The 22,339-nt window shown below is 40.9% G+C and carries 18 protein-coding genes; 6 read left to right on the forward strand and 12 right to left on the reverse strand.

Annotated features, from left to right (window positions below):
• The 4 genes from G8761_RS17615 to G8761_RS17630 form a co-directional block, all read right to left on the reverse strand.
• The gene (locus G8761_RS17615; protein WP_166029039.1) at window positions 1-315 is read right to left on the reverse strand and encodes a magnetosome magnetite crystal formation protein family; all 315 of its coding nucleotides are present in this window, start codon (window positions 313-315) and stop codon (window positions 1-3) included.
• A gap of 787 nt (window positions 316-1,102) precedes the next feature.
• Window positions 1,103-3,976 carry an excinuclease ABC subunit UvrA gene (gene uvrA / locus G8761_RS17620; RefSeq protein ID WP_166029041.1) on the reverse strand — a complete coding sequence of 958 codons (2,874 nt, stop codon included), beginning with the start codon at window positions 3,974-3,976 and terminating at the stop codon, window positions 1,103-1,105.
• A 7-nt stretch (window positions 3,977-3,983) separates the two neighbouring features.
• Window positions 3,984-5,963 carry an excinuclease ABC subunit UvrB gene (uvrB, locus tag G8761_RS17625; protein ID WP_166029043.1) on the reverse strand — a complete coding sequence of 660 codons (1,980 nt, stop codon included), beginning with the start codon at window positions 5,961-5,963 and terminating at the stop codon, window positions 3,984-3,986.
• A gap of 333 nt (window positions 5,964-6,296) precedes the next feature.
• Window positions 6,297-6,533 carry a DUF2198 family protein gene (locus G8761_RS17630; RefSeq protein ID WP_166029046.1) on the reverse strand — a complete coding sequence of 79 codons (237 nt, stop codon included), beginning with the start codon at window positions 6,531-6,533 and terminating at the stop codon, window positions 6,297-6,299.
• A gap of 245 nt (window positions 6,534-6,778) precedes the next feature.
• On the opposite strand from G8761_RS17630, the gene G8761_RS17635 reads away from it, so the two are divergent.
• From G8761_RS17635 to G8761_RS17650, 4 genes are all read left to right on the forward strand, one after another.
• On the forward strand, window positions 6,779-7,039 hold the full coding sequence (locus G8761_RS17635; RefSeq protein WP_166029048.1) for a hypothetical protein: 261 nt from the start codon (window positions 6,779-6,781) through the stop codon (window positions 7,037-7,039).
• A 25-nt stretch (window positions 7,040-7,064) separates the two neighbouring features.
• Window positions 7,065-7,364, forward strand: coding sequence for a hypothetical protein (locus G8761_RS17640; protein WP_166029050.1), 300 nt, complete (start codon window positions 7,065-7,067; stop codon window positions 7,362-7,364).
• A gap of 137 nt (window positions 7,365-7,501) precedes the next feature.
• A complete protein-coding gene (locus tag G8761_RS17645; RefSeq protein ID WP_166029052.1) occupies window positions 7,502-7,831 on the forward strand; it encodes an ArsR/SmtB family transcription factor in 330 nt (109 codons plus the stop codon).
• Window positions 7,832-7,851: 20 nt separating this feature from the next.
• The gene (locus tag G8761_RS17650; RefSeq protein ID WP_166029054.1) at window positions 7,852-8,769 is read left to right on the forward strand and encodes a cation diffusion facilitator family transporter; all 918 of its coding nucleotides are present in this window, start codon (window positions 7,852-7,854) and stop codon (window positions 8,767-8,769) included.
• Between the two features lie 232 nt (window positions 8,770-9,001).
• Here G8761_RS17650 and G8761_RS17655 read toward each other — a convergent pair whose 3' ends face one another.
• Window positions 9,002-11,119: a heavy metal translocating P-type ATPase gene (locus G8761_RS17655; RefSeq protein ID WP_166029056.1), complete on the reverse strand. Its 2,118-nt coding sequence runs from the start codon at window positions 11,117-11,119 to the stop codon at window positions 9,002-9,004.
• A gap of 4 nt (window positions 11,120-11,123) precedes the next feature.
• Entirely contained in the window at window positions 11,124-11,510 is a 387-nt protein-coding gene (locus tag G8761_RS17660) for an ArsR/SmtB family transcription factor (RefSeq protein ID WP_166029057.1), read from the reverse strand.
• A gap of 144 nt (window positions 11,511-11,654) precedes the next feature.
• On the opposite strand from G8761_RS17660, the gene G8761_RS17665 reads away from it, so the two are divergent.
• A complete protein-coding gene (locus tag G8761_RS17665; RefSeq protein ID WP_166029059.1) occupies window positions 11,655-12,437 on the forward strand; it encodes a DUF2071 domain-containing protein in 783 nt (260 codons plus the stop codon).
• Between the two features lie 74 nt (window positions 12,438-12,511).
• Here the strand turns inward: G8761_RS17665 and G8761_RS17670 are convergent, their stop codons facing one another.
• The 3 genes from G8761_RS17670 to G8761_RS17680 form a co-directional block, all read right to left on the reverse strand.
• Complete coding sequence (locus G8761_RS17670) at window positions 12,512-12,967, reverse strand: chemotaxis protein CheX (protein WP_166029060.1); 456 nt, start codon at window positions 12,965-12,967, stop codon at window positions 12,512-12,514.
• A gap of 29 nt (window positions 12,968-12,996) precedes the next feature.
• On the reverse strand, window positions 12,997-14,475 hold the full coding sequence (locus tag G8761_RS17675) for a methyl-accepting chemotaxis protein (RefSeq protein ID WP_166029062.1): 1,479 nt from the start codon (window positions 14,473-14,475) through the stop codon (window positions 12,997-12,999).
• Window positions 14,476-14,599: 124 nt separating this feature from the next.
• Entirely contained in the window at window positions 14,600-15,853 is a 1,254-nt protein-coding gene (locus G8761_RS17680; protein WP_166029064.1) for a methyl-accepting chemotaxis protein, read from the reverse strand.
• Window positions 15,854-16,117: 264 nt separating this feature from the next.
• Between G8761_RS17680 and G8761_RS17685 the strand changes: the two genes are divergently transcribed.
• The gene (locus G8761_RS17685; RefSeq protein ID WP_166029066.1) at window positions 16,118-16,660 is read left to right on the forward strand and encodes a TVP38/TMEM64 family protein; all 543 of its coding nucleotides are present in this window, start codon (window positions 16,118-16,120) and stop codon (window positions 16,658-16,660) included.
• Window positions 16,661-17,211: 551 nt separating this feature from the next.
• Here the strand turns inward: G8761_RS17685 and G8761_RS17690 are convergent.
• The 3 genes from G8761_RS17690 to G8761_RS17700 form a co-directional block, all read right to left on the reverse strand.
• Window positions 17,212-19,350: a sensor domain-containing protein gene (locus tag G8761_RS17690; RefSeq protein ID WP_166029068.1), complete on the reverse strand. Its 2,139-nt coding sequence runs from the start codon at window positions 19,348-19,350 to the stop codon at window positions 17,212-17,214.
• An 81-nt stretch (window positions 19,351-19,431) separates the two neighbouring features.
• Entirely contained in the window at window positions 19,432-20,523 is a 1,092-nt protein-coding gene (locus G8761_RS17695) for a diguanylate cyclase (protein WP_166029070.1), read from the reverse strand.
• A 548-nt stretch (window positions 20,524-21,071) separates the two neighbouring features.
• Complete coding sequence (locus G8761_RS17700; protein ID WP_166029073.1) at window positions 21,072-21,863, reverse strand: PAS domain-containing transcriptional regulator; 792 nt, start codon at window positions 21,861-21,863, stop codon at window positions 21,072-21,074.
• Window positions 21,864-22,339 lie beyond the last annotated feature (476 nt).

Consider the following 22,339-nt stretch of genomic DNA (forward strand, 5'->3'; position numbering starts at 1 on the left):
TTATTCAGCCCGCAAAGCCTTTACGCCTTTAACGATATTCCATATAACCACAGCCAAACTAACCAATCCCATAATGATGGATGTAATCACTGTAAAAATAGGTATGCTATCCGCCATCCTGCTAAAATCGTAAAAAATGCTCATAACAAACAATGGAATTAGAATTAAAGGAATAAGATGCGAAAGTAAGGCAGCTTTTGCGTGTTGTTTTGTAACGTGATCGTTTGAGGCCAAATACACAACCAGCGGAAAAAGAAAGCCTGCAAAGAAAATACTAAAATAACAAAGTGAAGAAAGGATCCTTCTAGTTTCCAATCCACTCAGCTCCCCTAACGTTCTTATGATCGGCCGTAATGGGCCGTTCCTCTTATAAATAGTACGTTTGGGCGGGGAAAAAGATTCACTTGGGAGTGTGGAAGGATTAAAAATATGGGAGGCCGCACAGAGTCAAGGGCGGAATGTGGTGCGAAAAGTTTCAGATTGGAGCATTTTGGTGTTCCGCGCGTAGGACCTTAAATCGGCGCATATACTACAGACACCCGCGCGTAAGATCCATAAATCAGCGTATATACTGCGGACACCCGCACATAAGATCCATAAATCGGCTCGTATACTCTTAAGATCAAAAGCGCAAGCTTAAATTCCCTTTTAAAAAGACTTAAACGTATAAAATTATTACGACTTTAAAAGGTTTACCATCATGTTTCTGGAGGTTATCAATCAGTTTTGAAGATTAAATGATCATTTTTGTATATTAATCGATCATTTTTGTAGATTAATCCATTATTTTTGTAGAATAATCCATCATTTTTGTAGATTAATTTATGATTTTTGTAGATTAGCCGATCATTTTTACCCATCTATCAATCACTTCTTTAATCTTATTAATATTTCAGTTCGTACCAAAACTTCTACCTCTTTTCGTAAAACTTCTACTCCTTTTTCCGAAACTTCTTCTTCTTACACTAAATAGACCGGCCCTAGCAGGTCTCGTCACATATGTTTCCAAAAAAAAAACACAGTTCCTCGAACTGTGGCACCTTTAGATTTTTCACTTTCTTATCTTACAAAAAAAAGAGCCGAAGCCCGCTGGTTAGCGGTTTCAGCTCTTTACACCTTCTTGTTCCTGTATGAGTTTCTCCATTCGCAGCCGGTCTCGCAGCAGAATTGGTTTGAGATATTTGCCTGTATAGGATCCTGGTACTTCAGCAACCTTTTCAGGTGTACCGGATGCAATAATAGTACCTCCCTTGTCCCCGCCTTCTGGACCCAGGTCGATAATATAATCGGCTGCCTTGATAACATCCAGATTGTGTTCGATGACAAGGACTGTATCCCCATTTTCAACGAGACGCTGGAGAACCACAAGCAAACGGGAGATGTCATCCACATGAAGCCCTGTTGTCGGCTCATCCAAGATATAGAATGACTTTCCATTTGAACGGCGGTGCAGTTCGGAAGCAAGCTTAACACGCTGCGCTTCCCCACCGGATAGAGTTGTTGCGGGCTGACCAAGAGTAATATAACCGAGACCTACATCATAAATAGTTTGCAGCTTTCGGGCAATTTTAGGGATATTCTCGAAGAATTCGAGTGCATTCTCAACAGTCATATCCAGGATATCCGAAATGTTTTTGCCCTTGTATTTTACTTCAAGCGTTTCCCTGTTGTAGCGTTTTCCGTGGCAAACCTCGCATGGAACATATACATCGGGCAAAAAGTGCATTTCAATTTTTATAATCCCGTCACCACGGCAGGCTTCACACCGGCCACCCTTTACGTTAAAGCTAAAGCGGCCCTTCTTATAGCCGCGTACCTTCGCTTCATTTGTAGAAGCAAAAACATCGCGGATATCGTCAAACACACCCGTATAAGTGGCTGGATTGGAGCGAGGTGTCCGGCCGATTGGAGACTGGTCGATATCAATTACCTTTTCAAGGTGCTCGATTCCTTTAACTTCCTTGTGCTCACCAGGTTTTGTTTTTGCGTTATGAAGCTTCTGGGCAAGTGATTTATGAAGTATTTCATTAATCAGCGTACTTTTACCAGAACCAGAAACTCCAGTAACGGAAATAAACATTCCGAGTGGAAGCTTCACATTTACATTGCGAAGATTATTTTCAGATGCTCCTTTAATCTCAATATAGCGGCCATCCGCCTTGCGTCGTTCAATTGGCAGGGGAATGAATTTTTTACCGCCCAGGTATTGCCCTGTTAGGGAGTTTGGATCTGCCATTACCTCTTCCGGGGTGCCTGCAGAGACAATTTCACCGCCATGCACACCGGCACCAGGTCCGACATCAATCAGGTAATCAGCGGCAAGCATGGTATCTTCATCGTGCTCAACCACAATCAGCGTATTTCCGATATCACGCATATTTTTCAATGTGCCAATCAGCCGGTCATTATCGCGCTGATGCAAACCAATAGAAGGCTCATCCAGAATATATAAAACACCTGTTAATCTTGAACCAATCTGGGTAGCCAGCCTAATTCTCTGTGCTTCGCCTCCCGAAAGAGTTCCTGCAGCGCGGCTAAGAGTCAGGTAATCAAGCCCAACATTTATTAAAAATCCAAGGCGTTCTTTGATTTCTCTCAAAATCAGGGTGGCAATCTTCGTTTCTTTTTCGGTGAGCTCCAGCCCATCAAAAAAGTCATTTGCATCCTCAATCGAAAGGGAGGTTACCTGAGAGATATGAGTTCCAGAAATTAGAACGGCAAGACTTTCTTTTTTCAGACGGTAGCCTTTACAGGTCGGACATGGCTGCTGGGCCATGTATTTTTCCATCTGCTCACGAATCCAGTCAGAGCCTGTCTCTTTAAAACGGCGCTCCACATTGCGGAGGACGCCTTCAAATACGATATAGCCATCCTTTACCTGGCCAAAATCATTTTCATAGCGGAAGTGAATCCTTCTGCCTTCAGAACCATAAAGGATTTTATCAAGCTGATTTTTCGGAAGGTTTTTGACAGGAACATCCATGTCAATTCCGTATTCCTTACATACCGCTTTCAGCAGCTGCGGGTAATACTGTGAGCTTGTCGGTTCCCATGGAGCAACGGCGTGCTGATTCAGCGTTAATTCCTTATTTGGGATAACAAGGTCTGGATCGACTTCAAGCTTTGAACCAAGACCATCACACTCTGGGCAGGCTCCAAATGGGCTGTTAAAGGAAAACATCCGCGGCTCAAGCTCGCCGATTGAAAAACCGCATATTGGGCAGGCGTGATTTTCACTGAATAAAAGCTCTTCTTCTCCCATTACATCCACAATAACACTGCCTTCACCAAGGCCGAGGGCACTCTCAAGTGAATCGGCTATCCGGGTGGCAACACCCTCTTTTACCACAATACGGTCAACCACGACTTCGATGGAGTGCTTCTTATTTTTCTCAAGTTCAATGTCGTCACTAAGGTCATACATTTCCCCGTCAACTCGGACACGAACATACCCTTGTTTTTTAATCTCATCGAAGACTTTAACGTGAGTACCCTTTCTTCCGGAAACAATCGGTGCAAGAATCTGCATCTTTGTCCGTTCAGGATATTCCATGATCCGGTCCACCATCTGTTCAATCGTCTGTGAAGATATTTCAATGCCATGGTTCGGACACGTCGGTCTTCCAACTCTGGCAAATAGCAATCTTAAATAGTCATAAACTTCTGTTACCGTCCCAACCGTTGAGCGCGGGTTGCGGCTTGTTGTTTTTTGATCAATTGAAATCGCCGGTGACAGCCCTTCAATTGCATCGACATCCGGTTTGTCCATTTGCCCAAGGAATTGCCGTGCATAAGCAGACAGCGATTCAACGTATCGGCGCTGCCCTTCCGCATAAATAGTATCAAAGGCAAGCGAGGACTTTCCGGAACCGGAAAGTCCTGTCAGCACAACAAGCTTATCTCTCGGAATGGTGACATCGATATTTTTTAAATTGTGAGCTCTGGCACCTTTGACAATCAGTTTATCCATCGCCATGTATACGTCATCCTTCCGCTTTCAACTCAAATAACAAGTCACGAAGCTCGGCGGCTTTTTCAAAATCAAGCGCTTTGGCCGCGTCCTTCATTTCTTTTTCCATATTCATAATCATGCGTTCTTTTTCTTTCTTTGACATCTTGCCAAACTTAGCAGATGGTTTGTACTCTTCCTGCTCCTCGGCAGCGTGGGTAGCACGGATCGAATCCCGTATTCCCTTTTGGATGGTCGTTGGAGTAATGCCGTGCTTCTCATTGTATTCTTCCTGGATTGCACGGCGCCTTTTTGTTTCACTTATAGCCAGTTCCATCGAATTGGTCATGCGGTCAGCATACATGATTACGTGACCGTTAGAATTCCGTGCCGCACGCCCGATGGTCTGAATCAGTGACCGCTCGGAACGGAGGAACCCTTCTTTATCGGCGTCCAAAATTGTCACGAGTGATACTTCCGGTATGTCGAGGCCTTCCCTTAGGAGATTGATTCCGACAAGAACGTCATATTTGCCAAGGCGGAGTTCACGAATAATTTCAATCCGCTCAAGCGTCTTAACCTCAGAGTGAAGATACTGTACTTTGATTCCAATTTCCTTTAAGTAATCCGTCAGGTCCTCGGACATTTTTTTCGTAAGGGTAGTCACAAGGACGCGTTCATTTTTCTTAATTCTATCTTGAATTTCACCAATTAAATCATCAATCTGACCCTCAATCGGCCTGACCTCAATGTTTGGATCAAGCAGACCAGTTGGCCGGATAATCTGTTCTACCATTACTGGCGTATGCTCAATTTCATATGGGCCAGGTGTTGCTGATACATAAACAATTTGGTTGATATGTCCTTCAAATTCAGTGAACGTCAGCGGACGGTTATCCATTGCCGATGGCAGGCGGAAACCGTGATCCACAAGCACCTGCTTACGGGCCTGGTCACCATTAAACATTCCCCGAATTTGCGGAAGGCTAACATGGGACTCATCGACCACAATTAAAAAATCATCCGGGAAGTAATCAATAAGCGTGTAAGGTGTAGAGCCCGGTGGCCGGAGTGTCAGATGGCGAGAGTAGTTTTCAATACCGGAACAGAAACCCATTTCCCTCATCATTTCAAGATCATAACGGGTCCTTTGTTCAAGCCTTTGTGCTTCAAGAAGCTTCTCTTCTGAACGAAGAACCTCAAGCCGTTCCTCTAATTCTTTTTCAATATTCTGGATCGCAATCCGCATTTTCTCTTCGCGTGTAACGAAGTGGGAGGCCGGGAAGATGGCTACGTGATCACGTTCACCAATAATTTCACCTGTTAAAGCATCCACTTCACGAATACGATCAATTTCATCCCCAAAAAATTCTACACGCATACAGTGCTCGTCACGTGATACCGGAAAAATTTCGACTACATCTCCCCGCACCCGGAATGTTCCACGTTTAAAATCGATATCATTTCGTTCATATTGAATATCAACTAAACGGTGCAGCAGCTGATTGCGCTCAATTTCCATACCGGTACGGAGCGATAAGACCATATCACGGTATTCTTCCGGAGATCCCAAACCATATATACAGCTCACACTTGCGATGATTATGACATCCTTCCGTTCAAACAGCGAAGATGTAGCTGAGTGGCGGAGTTTATCGATTTCATCATTAATGCTCGCATCTTTTTCAATAAATGTATCAGTCGAAGGCACATAGGCCTCAGGCTGGTAATAATCATAATAACTGACAAAGTATTCAACCGCGTTGTTCGGGAAAAACTCTTTGAACTCGCTATAAAGCTGGCCTGCTAGTGTTTTGTTGTGTGCGATAACCAGGGTAGGCTTATTGATTTCTTTAATGACATTGGAAATCGTAAACGTCTTCCCTGTTCCTGTAGCACCAAGCAAGGTCTGGTGCTTCTTATTTTCGCGAATTCCCTTTACCAGCTGCTTGATTGCTGCCGGCTGGTCGCCCTGTGGTGAATACTTCGATACTAATTCAAATTGGTCCTTCACAAAACATCCTCCTGTTACTGGATTTCATTTAGAGCATGGTTCATTAAACCTGTTTTCGGACCTTCTGTGCTGCCATGCTATATAAAAAAGACTCGCGCCTTCCTAGCGACGCAAATCATACCCTATAAGTCAAAAAGCTCATATCACCATTCTACCACAAACTCCCTATTACAAACCAACTATATGCGAACTTACATTCGCAAAAACCTTTTTCCAGTTATTTTAAGGGACTTTTCCACAACTATCAGGATTTATTGTTGCTTTTTACTGTTTTTATGAGGCACTTTATAGGCAAAAAATATAGCCTGCCGGTTTTGAGCCAGCAGGCTATATTCATGAACGGCTTCCGCTTTTTCTTGGCTTCATTTTAGAAGCCAGCCAAAAGCCTGCCGTTAAAGAAAAGGCATCAATAATGATTAGTGTCATGGTATGCGTATACCCTTTATAAACAGATGTGGCTATTAATGCAACTGTTAAAATAAGTGCAATTACACGGTTATAGCAAACTCTGGTAAACAGCAGGACAAGCAGTCCAGGCAGAAGGAGTGCCGCCAAATATTTGATCAACAAGTATAACACCTCATTATTTTCTGGTCCCATTGAACTCATTCTAAAAACTAATCCAGTAATTTGCAACTGTCAAATTCTAAATATTGATAGAATTTAATTTTAAATGGAATTCCTATTCTATATAAAAACACTTCTAGTCTTTACCATGTTTAGGAAATCTTTAAAAGTGTAAAGAAAAGTTAAGGAAACTAACCTTAATAGGAGGGGTTCCATTAAGTTATACAAAAGAAAATAATGCCAGAAAAATGCTGCTTATTAATGAATCTGACCAAAGTGATAAAGAACTAAGTCTTGGCGATGAAGATAGTGTTCTTAATTATTCTAGGCTGAAGCTTACTCTTTTGTTAGATACCGAATCAGATGTCTACCTATATGAAGTGGTCTTTGACAATGGGCTCTTATACGAGGATGCAGCAGAGCAAATTTTAGAATTAAAACAATCCGTTCCTAGTAAAACTGTTGATCTTTCAGAAATCCGGAAAAAAGCAGATGAATATAGATCCTGAGATAAAAGATACTCCATCCTACTAAATGGCGGTGATTAAAAATGCCAACCAAGGTTATTCAAAGGAAGAAGTATTACGAAGTCTCGAAGAGGATATAGCCAAATGTAAAAAGAAAATAGATGAAACTGTCCACGATGCGACATTGACCGATATGACAAAAAGTTTGTCTCAGAATCTAACATCTTATGAAATAGTAGCCAACTCAAAGCAGGTTAACTACCCAGTTATTGATTCTGAAGCACTCCATAACTACTTAATGAATTATGATTTAAAAAAGCCTATTAGCGAAGGAAATTACTATAATGTCATAAGCTTTGAAGAGTAATAAAAAAAAGCCCCTTTTTAAATCCAGTTTGGGGCTTTTTCGTATTAGATTTGAGTTTGAATTTTTTGGCTTTTTTTTAGACAATATGCACATATGAGCATATACTAATTTAGAGTATTTTATTGGAGGTTTCAAATATGGATGGGGATGAAAAGGGCTTTGAAAAGGCTAAAATAAAATCGTTAAATGAGGAGACTCTTTTTATAGTTTCCCAAACCTTTAAGGCATTAGCAGACAGTACAAGAATTAAAATCCTCTACTTATTATCCCAAAAGGAATGCTCGGTAAATGAGATTGCAGAGGAATTGGGACTGCACCAATCGACTGCTTCCCATCAATTAAGCTTTTTAAAAAATCTTCGGCTTGTGAAGTTTAAGCGGGAAGGAAATACTGTTTATTATTCACATGACGACCAGCATATCCTGGATCTTCTGCAGCAAGCCATCGACCATGCATGCCATAATTAATTTTATAGGAGTGATTTTTCATGTCGCATAATCATAATCATGGGGGGCATGGACATAACCATGAACCGGGAAATTACGGATTAGCATTCGGGGGCGGGATCATCCTGAATACCGTGTTCATTATTATAGAAGTTGTTTATGGAGTTATTGGTGACTCTTTGGCACTGCTTGCAGATGCAGGACATAATTTGAGCGATGTCCTCGGTCTGGGAATTGCCTGGATTGCCGTTTGGCTTGGCAAAAAAGGACCATCAGAAAAAAGGACCTATGGATTTAAAAGAAGTTCCATTTTAGCGGCTTTATTCAATGCGGTTTTCCTCCTAGTCGCTTTAGGTGCCATTGCATGGGAAGCCATACAGCGTTTCTCCTCTCCTCAGCCGGTTGAAGGGAAAACTGTCATCATTGTCGCCATAATTGGGATTATAATTAACACTATTACTGCATTGCTCTTTATGTCGGGACGGAAGAACGATATAAATATCAGAGGCGCATTTATGCATATGGCAGCAGATGCCCTCGTATCCCTCGGTGTTGTGGTGGCCGGTTTTATCATTTTATGGACAGGTTGGGAATGGCTCGATCCGACTGTCAGTCTGGTGATTGTCATTGTCATTTTCTTTGGAACATGGAGTCTCTTAAAAGAATCCCTTAATCTTTCCCTTGATGCTGTTCCTGAAGGAATCGACATTAAGGCGATTAAAAGTTATCTTTGTGAAATACCGACTGTTCTGGAAGTTCACGATTTGCATGCTTGGGGAATGAGTACTACAGAAGCGATCATGACAGCACATATCGTTCGTTCCTCTATAGAAGATAACGATGAATTGCTTAAAAGGATAACCAAAGAGCTCCATGATCAATTTGGTATTGAACATACTACCATTCAAATTGAAAAAGGAACATTCAACTGTTCCCAGCAGCCCGATACCACCATCTAAATTACAAAAACAGCAATCCATAACCAGGATTGCTGTTAGTTTTTTCTTAAGATTATTTTACGATTCATTCCCCGAAACATTATATTTTGGTCTTCCAGCAGGGGTAAACTGATATCCCACTTTCCTATGGAGAGATTCAACTGGAATGCCAATATACGTTCCTAAAAGGCTTATTAATGAACGAACCATCCTTATAAGAGGAAAAGCTTTTTCCCTTGCCGAGCATATCCATTTATTTTTCCCTTACTTTTAACAGCCGCAAACCGTTTAAAGTGACAAGGAGAGTTGTGCCCATGTCTGCAAAGATGGCAATCCACAGGGTAAGCCATCCAGGAATCACAAGTAAGAGAGCAATCAGCTTGATAACAAGAGAGAAGGTTATATTTTGCTTTATGATTGTTAGGGTTTTTCTGCTTAATTTTATCGTAAAAGGAAGCTTTCGCAGGTCATCATTCATGAGTACAATGTCTGCTGTTTCGAGTGCGGTATCCGACCCGGCACCGCCCATGGCAATCCCTATTGCTGCAGTGGCAAGTGCCGGAGCATCATTGACTCCGTCTCCTACCATGGCCACAGTGCCATAATCCCTTTGCAGTTCTTTGATAAAATGAAGCTTATCCTGCGGCAGAAGTTCAGCTTTTACATCTGTCATACCGACTGTTTTTCCAATTGCCTCCGCAGCCGCATGATTGTCTCCAGTAAGCAGAATGGTTTTTTCGATCCCCTGATTATAAAGGTGTGAAACAACCTCTTTGCTCGTGCTGCGGACTTCATCTGCAACAGCTGCAACCGCAAGAACTTCTTCGCGGTCCGCAATAGCCATCACAGTTTTCCCATCCTTTTGCAGGCGCAGGAATTCGTCCCGAATGATAGGAAGGATAATATCTGGTGCTTTCTTTTCAATCATTTTTAAATTACCAACAAAATATTGCGTGCCGTCTACACTTCCGGCAATCCCCATTCCAAGGGTTGAAGTAAACTCTTCAACCGAGAAGTCAGGAGCTTTTTCCGCAAATTTAATGATGGCAGAGGCAAGCGGATGCTTGGCACGGCTCTCCAGCGCTGCCATAACAGCGAGGATATGATCGCGGTTTTTTCTTTTTCCAAAAGTAATAAAATCTGTTACCACTGGGATACCTTTTGTCAGGGTGCCAGTTTTATCAAAGGCGATCGCTTTTAAGGCTCCTGCTTCCTCCAGATAGTTCCCACCTTTAATCAACACACCGTTTCGGGCTGCATTGCCGATAGCGGTGACGATCGAAACCGGGGTGGAAACCACCAGGGCGCAAGGACAGCCGACGACGAGAACGGCAAGACCCTGATAAATCCACGCGCTCCAATCTCCATGAAATAGCAGTGGAGGAATGATAGCGACTAGTGCCGCAATGATCATGATCGCCGGTGTATAGTATTGTGCAAACCGATCGACAAAGCGCTGGGAAGGAGCCTTTTCACCTTGGGCCTCTTCGACAAGGTGGATAATTTTTGCAATAGTTGTGTCTTCTGCAATTTTGGTAACTTTGATTTTAAGCAGTCCTTCTCCGTTAAGGGTTCCGGCAAAAACCTCATCACTCTCTGCTTTAGCTGCAGGGACTGATTCACCGGTGATGGCAGCCTGATTGACAGCTGAATTCCCTTCTATTACAAGTCCGTCCATAGCAATCAGCTGGCCGGGCTTTACCAGCATAATATCTCCAATTTCAATATCCTCGGTTTGAAGAATTACTTCTTTGCCGTTCTTTATGATGATTGCTTCCTTTGGGGCCATTTCCATTAAAGAGCTTATAGAATGGCGCGCTTTGTCCATGGAATAGCGTTCGAGCGCTTCACTGATAGCGAAGAGGATAACCACAACAGCACCTTCGCTCCACTGGCCAATCAGCGCAGCCCCGATAATGGCAAGTGTCATGAGAGTCCGCATATCAAATTGCAGTTTAGCTAGATTTCTCAGCCCAGTTTTGAAAAGAGGATAGCCACCAATTAAAATACTTGCAGCAAATGAAAGGATTCCGGGAAGGCTTTTCTCACCCGCTAAATATCCGAGAATAATAAGTAAAAAAGATATTTCGAGCAGAAAATACTTTTTCCAAAAAGGGACTTTGACAGTCGGACGCTGCTCCCCTTTTTCCGGCTGGATGACGAGCTTTTCAAAAGCTCCCGCTTCCTCCAGCTGTTTGATTTCTGTATTTCCGTATACCGTGAGTTTGGCAGCGCCAAAATTCACTTTTGCATCCAAAACACCATCCAGGTGTTTCACGTTCTTTTCGAACGTTGCAGCACAGCCTGCTCAGGACAAGCCTTGAACTCGGTATACTTGTTTTTCTGAAGCTTGAGAGTTTGCTATAGACATGAGGTCACCTCTTTTCAACCGGCTCTGCCCGGCCGCTTAATTCCTGTTGATGGGTAAATGCCAGGTGAATCAGCTGTTTAACATGATCGTCATCTAGTGAGTAAAAAACAAGCTTGCCTTCTTTACGGTATTTTGCCAGCCCCAGACTTTTTAAATGTCTGAGGTGATGCGACGCAGTTGCTGTTGTTGCACCAGCGATACTCGCAACATCGCAAACGCAAAGCTCTTCCTCTATTGTGAGGGAGTACGCTATTTTCATTCGGGTTTCATCTGATAAAGCTTTAAAAATTTTGGAAACGTTACTAATATTATTAGGCTTTAGCAGCTTTTGAATGCGCTCAACCTTGTCAGTATCAACGCAAGTAACCTCGCATACATCGTGTTCCTTCATTTTTTCACCCACTTATTCAAATGTTCGTTTGAATATATCTTATTCAAATCAACGTTTGAATGTCAATCGTGAGTGGCCAAATGTTTTAAAAAATACGATGAGAGTAAATGTAGAGATAAGTATATTATGAAAGGATGTTGTTTTGTGGAAGAAAACGGACGTTCCTATCCTCTCCCTGAAACCCCATGGATTATGACGCAAACCTGGGAAAACTTATTGTTTATCCATTGGCCGGTATCAGCAGAAAGCTTAAGAAATCTTATTCCTGAAGAGCTGGAGCTGGAAACCTACAATGGCACCGCATGGATTGGAATTATCCCTTTTCAGGTCAATAGCCAGCGCGTAAGGAAGGTGCCTGAAATTCCGCTTTTTAACGAGTATTTGGAGCTGAATGTGCGGACGTATATAAAACATAATGGGGTAAAAGGGATATTCTTTTTTTCACTGGACGCCAGTCATCCCCTTGCAGTCCTGGGGGCAAGGATCCTTTCCCTTCCTTATAAAAATGCATCCATGGACTTTGAGAAAAAAGAGGATAAGGTTCACTTTGAAAGCAAACGCGTTTTGAGCACAGATACTCCCGCCAACTTTAAGGCGGTCTACAGGCCTGTATCACCTCCTGAAGAGTCGGTGCCGGACAGTCTTGAGCAATTTCTATATGAACGGTACGTCTTATTTACAAAAGGCGCCTATGAAATATTGCGAGGAGACATCCTGCACGAACCATGGGAGGTAAGCAAAGCCTCGCTAGAGATTCAGGAGAATTCCATGTCTCCCGTTGAACTCCCAAGTCAGGAACCACTCGTCCACTTTTGTCCCTCGAAAACTGTTTTTTCTGGCCATTTCAGAAGGCGTAGAAAACGTATCCAGATTAGGGAAAAACAGTTGCGAATGAAGGGGAACTGCGTGGCCGAAATTCAACTCTGATAGGGAAAAAGAGAACGAAAGCTTGGACTTCGGGACGGAAACAAAAAAAGAGCCTCAGTGGCTCTTTTTGTTTTCTAAGCTTCGGCAATGGATAATAAAAAGGACATTTCTCCGGCACCGCTTACATTGATAGGCAGTTCGACCGGGTTTTTAATGTTGTGGAGCGTTGTTTTTCCTTCGATAACAGTAGGCGGGGTAATATCCATTGATATTCCCTGCTGTGAGGCAAAGGTTGTCATATTTCCTGCCAGCATATTGCCAAGCTCTCCGGTAAATGAAAAGAGCATTTCTCCCTCAACCTTCATTCCAAACATGCTATTAGCAATCTCTCCAAAAGTTGAAGGCTCTGCTTTTAAAATCAACTGGCCCTTGCACTCCCCCGTCATCCCAATTAATACACCCAGATGGGAAGTGACTTCATTTGTCTGGGCCATTTTGGGCTTTTTTATCTCCACCTCAAGCGGGATAACCGCTTTAATGGAGTGAATAGCAGAATTTAATAGCTTTGTAATCATGGTTGCATTGCTCATTGTTTTGTTTTCACTCCATTATGACTATATTATTCTTCACGAAAAGTATCTTTTATTTTTTCTGCACTATTTGATAAATCATCCATATAAGCGGCGATTTGAACATTATCATCGCTGATTGTTTCAATAGTAGCACTCATTTCCTCAAGACCTGCAGAGGATTGTTCAACAATCGCAGCCAATTCATTAGTGGAAATTTCAACATCGGAAGCTTTTGTTTTTACATCCTTAACAAGACTTTCGAAGCTTTGGAACTTGCTGTTCAGCTCGAGAACTGTCTCATTTAGCTGGTCAAAAAATGCCGCCACATCATTGGTGGTGCCAAGGCTTTCATTAAACTTCTTCTCACTCTGGGACATTTTTTCAAGTGCAGTGATATTTGTCTGATTGACCTCCGCTAAATTGCGGGTGATATTTTCTGTAGTTAAATTAGTTGTTTCAGCTAGTTTACGGATTTCCTCCGCCACTACCGAGAACCCTCTTCCCGCCTCGCCTGCTCTTGCAGCCTCTATACTTGCATTTAAGGCAAGGAGATTAGTTTGGGACGTAATATCTTTAATCGTATCGGCAAATCCGTTTGTCTCCTGGATCTTGCTTGTCAAGCTTTCAAATGTAGCATTAAGCTCTGTAATGATTTGCTTTAAATCATCCATTACAGTCTGAAGTACATTCATTTTCTCTTCGCCATTTTGAGCAATAGCACGGGCAGTCGCCGTTTCCTGGAAAAGCTGGTCTGTAACGATTTCCATTTCGTTCATGGCAACTACAGCCGAACGGGAATTTCCTGCGATTGCCGAAACCTGTTCACTTTGGGACATGCTTCCAGAGGCTACTTCATTTACAGCCGTTTTCATTTCAAGCTGTGCCCCGGTATTATGCTGGATTTGCTTATTAATACTGTCAATTCGCTCAGCCATTTGAGCAACTTCCTGCTCGAGCAGTACCTTTTGGGCCTGCTTCTCATCTCTGCTTTTTTCTGATTCTATTAGGAGGCCGCCAACCTGGACATTCTGCTCCTTATTAAATTTCACCAGCATAAACAAAGAGAGTCCGGTTAGAAGGTAAGTCAGCAGACCGCTTGGAAAAGCCAATCTAGTGGCCTCGTCAATAGCAAATATAAAGTTCACAATTAAAGTGACCAGTCCAAGGCTGGAACCCAGAACAAAAGTGGATGTGGTCAGCTGAATAACGGAATAAACCTGCAGGAACGCAATAATCTGGTAGTTGGGTACGTTTCCTCCTCCCACAACAATTGTCAATATTGTACAGATATAAATGACGATGATGCTCAAATGTGGAAAGAGCTGATCTTTTTTCAAAATCTTTCCAAGGATAAAATAAAGACCTGCAAAGACAGCCATTTCTACACCATAAACCACTAGTTGAAAGGTTAAATGATTCATAATGTTATATCCCTCTCCAACAGCAAGGGATATTAAAAAGGTAACTAGCATTACCAGATTCCGAGCCTTAAGGCTCTTAAATTTCATTTGTTTAATTTCATCCATTGACAGCAGCCCCTTATATTTCTTTAACTAAATATCTCAATATATATATCGGCAGAAAATGTCGAAATTTTATTTGAAAATAAATATATTAAAAAGGGCCCTCACACTGAAGGACCCTTTTTTGCTAGAGTTTGAATGTATTGATTAATTTTTGCATGCTTTCAGCTCGTTCAGCCATCGAGGCGGCAGATGACGATATTTCCTGCATGGAAGCAACCTGCTCCTCTGTTGCTGCAAGCACACTTTGAGTTGCGTTACTAGAATCTGCTGCAACCTGGGAAATGCCGCTTATAGATTCCACTACTTGTGCTGTACCCTGGGAAATCTGCTGAAGTGCTGATGAAACCTGGCTGATCTGTTCATTTACTCCATTCACTGATTCCTGAATCTCCGCAAAGGATTCACCAGCTTCACTCATTACACCCATACCTTCAGCTACTTCATGCTGTACAGCACCCATATTTTGGACAACAGCTTCCGTTTCATTTTGAATTTGAGTCACAAGTTCGCTAATTTGCAGGGTTGCTTTCGCAGATTGCTCGGCGAGAGTACGAACTTCATTAGCAACTACCGCAAAACCTTTGCCCTGTTCTCCCGCTCTGGCAGCTTCAATCGCGGCATTCAAAGCAAGGAGATTTGTCTGGGCAGCGATTCCAGTAATGACTTCAATAATTTTTCCGATCTCCAGGGAACGCTGTCCAAGACCCTTAACAACATCGGATAATTGGTTAACATTTTGATGAATGGAACTCATTTGCTGACCGGCAGTCTGGATGGAAGACGAACCATAATTTGCTTTTTCAAGAGAGCTTCCAATACTGTCGGTTACCTGCTCGGCACTTGCCGCAGCCTGTTTGAGCATGACGGACATTTCTGAAATAACATCAGATGTTCTGTAAACCCCGTTTACCTGGTTTTCTGTACCTGCTGCCACTTCTTCAACCGTATTGGAAATATACTCAGTTGCTTTAGTAGTTTGCTGTGCACCCTCTGATAGCTGCTGTGAGTGAAGGGTCATCTCGACTGATGCATCCTGGATTTCCTTTAAAACATTCGTCCAGGCCGAAGTTGCATTACTAAGGCTTTCAGCTACAGGCTTTAGCTCGCCAACCTTTTTACCTGCCAGGGATTGAGTCAGGTCTCCCTGCTCGAGGCTCTTGATAAAAGAACTAATGGTACTTATTGGCGCCACAAACCTTTTGTAGTTCATAACAGAAGACAGTACACCTACCAATGCACCCAGCACCAATGTACTAGAAATGGTGTACCAAAAGGCAGCTCCCTCAAGTCCATTTCCGTAGGAGATTCCCAGGCCAATCAACAAAACAGCTGGTACGACTACTAATAGCGTTCGGACCATATAGCTCATTAAGGTCATATTTTTCCCCTCTTATTCTGTCGGTTCTTCCCGATATATGTAAGAAAATTGTAACCAAAATATACCTAATTTTCAATATATTTTTATTTGAGATATAATTTTTATTGGACTGTTTATCCAGGACTATTTTGTTATAACACCTGAAAATAGAACGAGTACATCGACAAGGTCTAGCGTTTATATAATTCACCCTTTACATTCAAAGTGTAGGAAAAAACGTTAGTGAAAGTTAAAATGGTATAAATAAATCAAATTGAGGTTAATATGGAACAACATTTGCTCTCGTGGTTTGAGGCCAGCGGTCCATGGGCTTTTTTCACTAGTCTTTTATTTAATACAGTATTTAGTATTTTTGCATTTATCCCGAGTGTTTTTCTTACGGCAGCAAATATGGCCTTTTTTGGATTTTCAAAGGGACTGCTGATTTCTTTTCTTGGGGAGATTAGCGGTGCGATGACAAGCTTTCTTCTGTACAGATGGGGAATAAACTCGCTTGGAGAACGGGAACTCTTCAAAAATAAATACATTAAAAAATTATCGAACACTAGTCGCGGTGAGGCATTTATTTTAATTGTCATGCTAAGGACATTTCCGTTTGTTCCGTCCGGCGCAGTAAATATTGCTGCTGCATTTAGTAAAACAGGGTTTTTTACCTTTGCTCTGGCTAGTTCAGTGGGAAAAATCCCATCCATCCTTATTGAAGGATACTCTGTGAAACAGGTAATGGATTGGTCCTGGGAAGGAAAATTAATACTCGGTTTTTTTTCTTTCTGTATCTTGATATTTTATTTAAAAAGAAAAAAATAGAGTAAAAGGTTGCCGCTTAAAAAAAATGCCTGAATTAATTCTATTCATCACCTAAGCAGCTTTTGGACAAAAATATATCTGAAATTGTCACATTGTGTTTAGTTGATTTTATAGTTTTCAGGAGATCATATCCCATTGAAACCCTCGTAAATAACTGAATTGTTATACTTGCTGAACCTAATTTTATGCCCTTAAGTTCATATAATCGAGACAATTTTTACAAATGTTGGTTGATAGTATCTAAATCATCCTATTTTTAAATTCATGAGTGTTGCCGTTACGAACAAAAGGCGCAAGCGCCCTGGTCAGATGATGAAAGGCTAAAATCGCCACGTCCTGTGGCAACGCCTTCCTGACCCACATCCTGTGGGCCCCCAACAGGCATAAGACGAATCACGTAGGAAATCCTGATTTCTGAAGTGATTTGGCTTATGACCCCGAGGGGCTGGGTGCTGGAGCTGGATTACAATAATCTAGTTCGAAGTTATCCACAAGGTGAAAATCTATAATTTCCTAAACGACAAGAAAAAGAAGCCGCATTCAGCAGCTTCTTATTTTTTCGATAAATTAAGCTTAAGTGAATGAACCGGCATTGGTCTGCTGAAGAAATAGCCTTGCCCTCCATCACATTTTTCTTCCTTTAGATATACAAGTTGGGTTTCATTTTCAATTCCTTCCGCTACTACGTCCATATTAAGACTATGGGCCAGGGATATAATAGCGGACGTGATTCGTTTCCCATTTAGGTTCCGACTAATGTCATCAATAAAGATTTTATCAATTTTCACCTTATCAAACGGGTATTGGCGGAGATAGCTCAATGATGTATAACCTGTACCAAAATCATCAATAGATATCGATACTCCTATTTCTTTCAGTTTTGTTAAGCTGTCTTTTATAAGTTCAACATCATCCAAAAGAATGCTTTCCGTAACCTCCAATTCCAGCCATCTCGGGTCTAGCTTTGTGTCTTCCAATATTTGGACTACTGTATCGATAAAGTTATACTGCTGAAGCTGTTTAGTGGACATATTTACAGCTATTTTAAAGGAAGGGATTCCTGCGTCCTGCCATGATTTATTTTGGCGGCATGCTGTTTCAAGGACCCATGTACCAATCGCTATGATCTGCCCGCTTTCTTCCGCAATAGGTATAAAATCGTTTGGTGGAACTAGGCCTATTTCAGGATGATGCCAACGAATCAGGGCCTCCATCGCGGAAATCCTTTCACTTTTTAAATCCATAATAGGCTGATAATATAGTTCGAATTCATTATTTTGAACAGCAAACGCTAAATCGCGTTCAAGAGTTAATTTATAAGATGCGTTTAAGTCCAATTCTTCCGAATAAATTGTAAAATGATTGCGTTTAAATTTCTTCGTATGATACATGGCAGTGTCCGCATGACGAATTAGTTCGTGCACATCATCATTAACCCCTGTGCTGAATGCAACACCTATGCTTGCTGTGACGGTCACCGAGTTTCCTGACACATGGAAGGGGTCAGACAGTATTTTATGGATGCTTTCTGCCAAACGGCTGACTTCTTCCTGAGTGGTATCAGTTACCAGAATCGTGAACTCATCTCCGGCCAGCCTGCTCAGTGTATCTGTTTTACGGATGGTTTGCTTCAGCCTCTCGGCTACCAGTTTTAAAAATTCATCCCCGACCTGATGCCCTAGAGAATCGTTTATAAACTTAAACCGGTCCAGATCAAGAAAAAGAATAGCTAAAGGATTCTGGTCTCTTCTTGAAAGATTAATCATCTGCCCCAGGCGGTCTTCAAATAACTTCCGATTCGGCAATCTGGTTAGCGGATCATAAAAAGCAAGTTCCTTCATTTGCTGATCATAAAGGATTTTTTGTGTAATGTCCCTAGCCGTCCCATACGTCCCAACAATTTTTCCGTTTACCCGCATAGGAAAATGGGTTGCGTTTATAAAAATTCTTTTTCCATCCTTTTGTAAAAGCTGAAGCTCAGCACTACTCGGTATTCCTGCTTTCGCATCATCAAAATGCTTGATCGCCTCCGGCAGATCTTCAGAAGCAATAAGAGGCATGAAAGGCATTCCGATGACTTCCTGAACGGAATAACCTGTAAGCAATTCACTCGATGGATTGGCATTAATGAAATTTCCATCATTATCGATAGAGTAAATCGCATCTGGACTGCTGTCAAAAAGAGACTTATATTGTGCATTACTTTCTTCCAGCTGCTGTTCTGCGGCTACTTGTTCTGTGATATCAATAACACTTCCGAATAAAACCTTTTTCCCGTATATGACCGCCATCGACGTGCAGATTTCAGTATAAATCAGGTTCCCGTCTTTATTAAGCTTTCGCACACGATACCGGTCATCTTTTATATCTCCTTGCTGTCTTTTCTCAATATTTCGCTGAAGGATTGGATAATCATCAGGATGGATGGTTTCAAAAATAGATACATGTCCTTTTGTTAATTCCTCTTTCGTATACCCAAGAAGAGCAGCGAAATAATGATTTACATAGGAGTAGCTGCCTTCTTCAATGATGTAAATGCCGATTGGGGCCTTTTCAATCAGGTTATGGAATATTGTCCGGTAAAATGGCAATTCAGCTTCACTGCTAACATTCCCGGTTGTTAATCGGCTGATTATTTGATGTAAAATGCGGTTATTTTCCCTCGAAGTGTCATCTTTAGGGGATTTCATTGACATATCTCCTCATTACTCTTTATTCTGTGATGAAAACTTTCGTAAAAATCATAGACCACCAATGGCCCGTCTGGTTGTTTAGCGTGATACACTCATATATTGATAATTTTCAAAATAACAAACCCGGTTTCTTCCAGTTCTCTTAGCCAAATAAAGACCTTCATCCGCTTCCTTTATAAGCTGGGTACTAACCTGACTGTTCACCTGCTTTGCTGTAGCGTGTCCAATGGAAACGGTAATTCTTAATTCTGCTTCCTTATTTATCACAAATACGGTTTGTTCAATAGACTGCCGAATCCTTTCCGCTACAATTCTGGCAGATTCGAAGCCGCAAGCAGGCATAATAACGCTAAATTCCTCCCCGCCATTACGGGAAACAATATCAACAGAGCGGCAGGACCTAGTTAGAATTTTGGAAACCTGCTGAAGCACTTTGTCGCCAGCAGGATGTCCATACGTATCATTTATTTTCTTGAAGTAGTCAATATCTATATAAAGCAAAGATAAATCCTCCTGGCGCTCGTGTGCATGTAAAAACGCAGAATCAAGAGAGTGGGTGAAGGAACGAACATTATTCAGACCGGTAAGATGGTCTTTTTGAGCAATCTGTTTTAGCCGCTCATTTTCCTGATCATTGCGCCAAAGATAAGATCCAAGCATGTATGTACCATAGGTAGCAGATAAAATAGAAAAAGAATATTGAATGAAAATAAGGAATGCCTGTCTTATATCAGGTATGACAATGTGAATTGTAACGCTGAGTACAATCACATATGATACCGCCATAAAAGACCATTTTTTCCCGACCCCCATGTTCGTTTGTGTAATGATAGAAAACGTGATGGTCGATGCTGTCAATACAAGTACATTTATGAGAGCTGAAAAGGAGACTGGATACAAAGTCAACCTGCAAATGATCAGTATAAATGCCGCCACCAGAGCGGATACCCACCCGCCAAGATATGCAGCTATCATGATAGCAACTGTTCTCAAGTCAATAAGTACATCGCCATCCACGTGTATTCCGAATTGCATTAAAACGACACCAAATCCCCCCAGAAAACTCCCAGCAAGAAGTCTCCATTTAAATAGAGATAATGATAAGAATTTTTCTCTGTTAAGATTTTGATGGATGATGAATATCCCAGTAGACAAAATACAAAAATTCACAAAAAAATCTTTTAAAACAATCAATTTTTAATATATTCCTCTCTAAAACACTTGTTAAGGATTTGTCTAAAGTCAGTGTGATCCGCCTATCCAGGGCAAATAAGGAAAGAATGCCCTTTTCATACTAATATAAAATCACAAAGAGAGATAAGTGTCCAATCCCGATTAAACATGAAATCCTTCCTTTAATGTTCCTTTTTTATGTTGTGAAGCAGATTTTTCATTCTTTCAAACAATAATTCGCAATTTTAAAAATTACTGTGTAAATAACAGCTAGAGTCTATCGAAAATTACTTCGCAATGTGTGTCCTAATTACCAAGCTGCATAACAATCCATTTTTGTATAAAGTTTTTTCACCATAAGTTTTCACTTTTAATAAGGGTTTCTTCCAAAAAGAAAAACACCTCGCTTTTCTATTAGAAAAACTTGGCATCCGCCAAGTCCATTTTTGGCGGTTGCTCTAGTTTTTCTTATGCTTTCAGAATTTATGGATATAAATTCTGATTAACTAAAAAAGGGGCGTTTTAGTGTTTTATTCCATTCAATTTTAAGATATATACTTTAGTAAGCCTCCTATTTTGTTTTTAGATATTTTGGCTGTCTTTGTATAATTCTTAAAATGCATCGTATAACTCTGATTACTGGGCTCGATAACTTCTAAATAATCCAAATTTATAATGTAGGATCTGTGGCATCCAACAAACCTTTCATCAAGCTGCTGAATCAAACTGTTAAGAGCTTCAGAGGTTTCAATCTGTTTATTAATTGTATGTATAACAGATTTTCGGCCTATTCTCTCAATAAAGATGACATCCTTAAGCGGGATAAAAATAATTTTATTATACTGTTTAATTATTAAACTCGATTTAAAAGGAGCATCAGCTTTATCTCTATCTTGACTCTTGATTCGGGCCTCTCTTTGTAACTCGCATGCCTCAGAAATTATAGTCTGGCGTAAGCTATCTTTTTGGCTGACTTCACTTGACTTTATTCTTTTTTCCGTTACGTCAATACTGATCCCTGCAACTTCAACAACCTGTCCATCTTTTATAACGGGCCTTAAAGATGCAACCATTAGAATCCCCTGAATTTCAGTTTCATATTGAATAGCATTTCCAGACCAAGCTTCAAGGTAACATTGGTTTTTAATATCCGCATAATCCTTTGGGAAAAAATCATGCAGTGTTTTTCCATTAATATCCTCAGATGAAAATCCTAAATCTTTAAGCAATTCTCCTTCACATGTTGTGTGAATAAAGACATCACCTTTTTTTACAAATCTGAAAACCATACCAGTTTGTTTAGCGTTTATTTGTTTAACATATCCAAAATAACTCATAGCATCGCTCCACTGATGATCTTAAAGGGGATCATAAAAGTCATATTTTAAAGATTCAAAACAAAACATTACAAATATTAAAAAACTATTACAAATTATATCACTGACCATATTAAAAATTATATATACAAAATCTGGAAAATCCGCTTACTATTTGCTTTTTCGAAAAAGGCACCGTTAAACCAGGTGGTTTTCCCCGCAATTTCCTTCTTGCAGTGTTTTTTCGAACATAAAGATTGATTTCTCTATTTGAAAGATTGCGAAATTTTCTCACCTGTCTTTGCTCTCCTTCATTTAAGGCCTTGACCTGAGCAAAAACTTTGCTCTAAAGTTTTATGATTCTTTTTACCCACGAAAAGCCCGTGCCTTTCGAACCGTTTTCAGTAACATAACACTGATTATAAAAAACCATAGTGAAATTTTCAATATTTTTTTTAAAATTATTGGAAAAAATTTCATTATCTTTAAAAATACCA

It is taken from the genome of Neobacillus terrae (genome assembly GCF_011393025.1).
GTDB lineage: Bacteria > Bacillota > Bacilli > Bacillales > Cytobacillaceae > Neobacillus_A > Neobacillus_A terrae.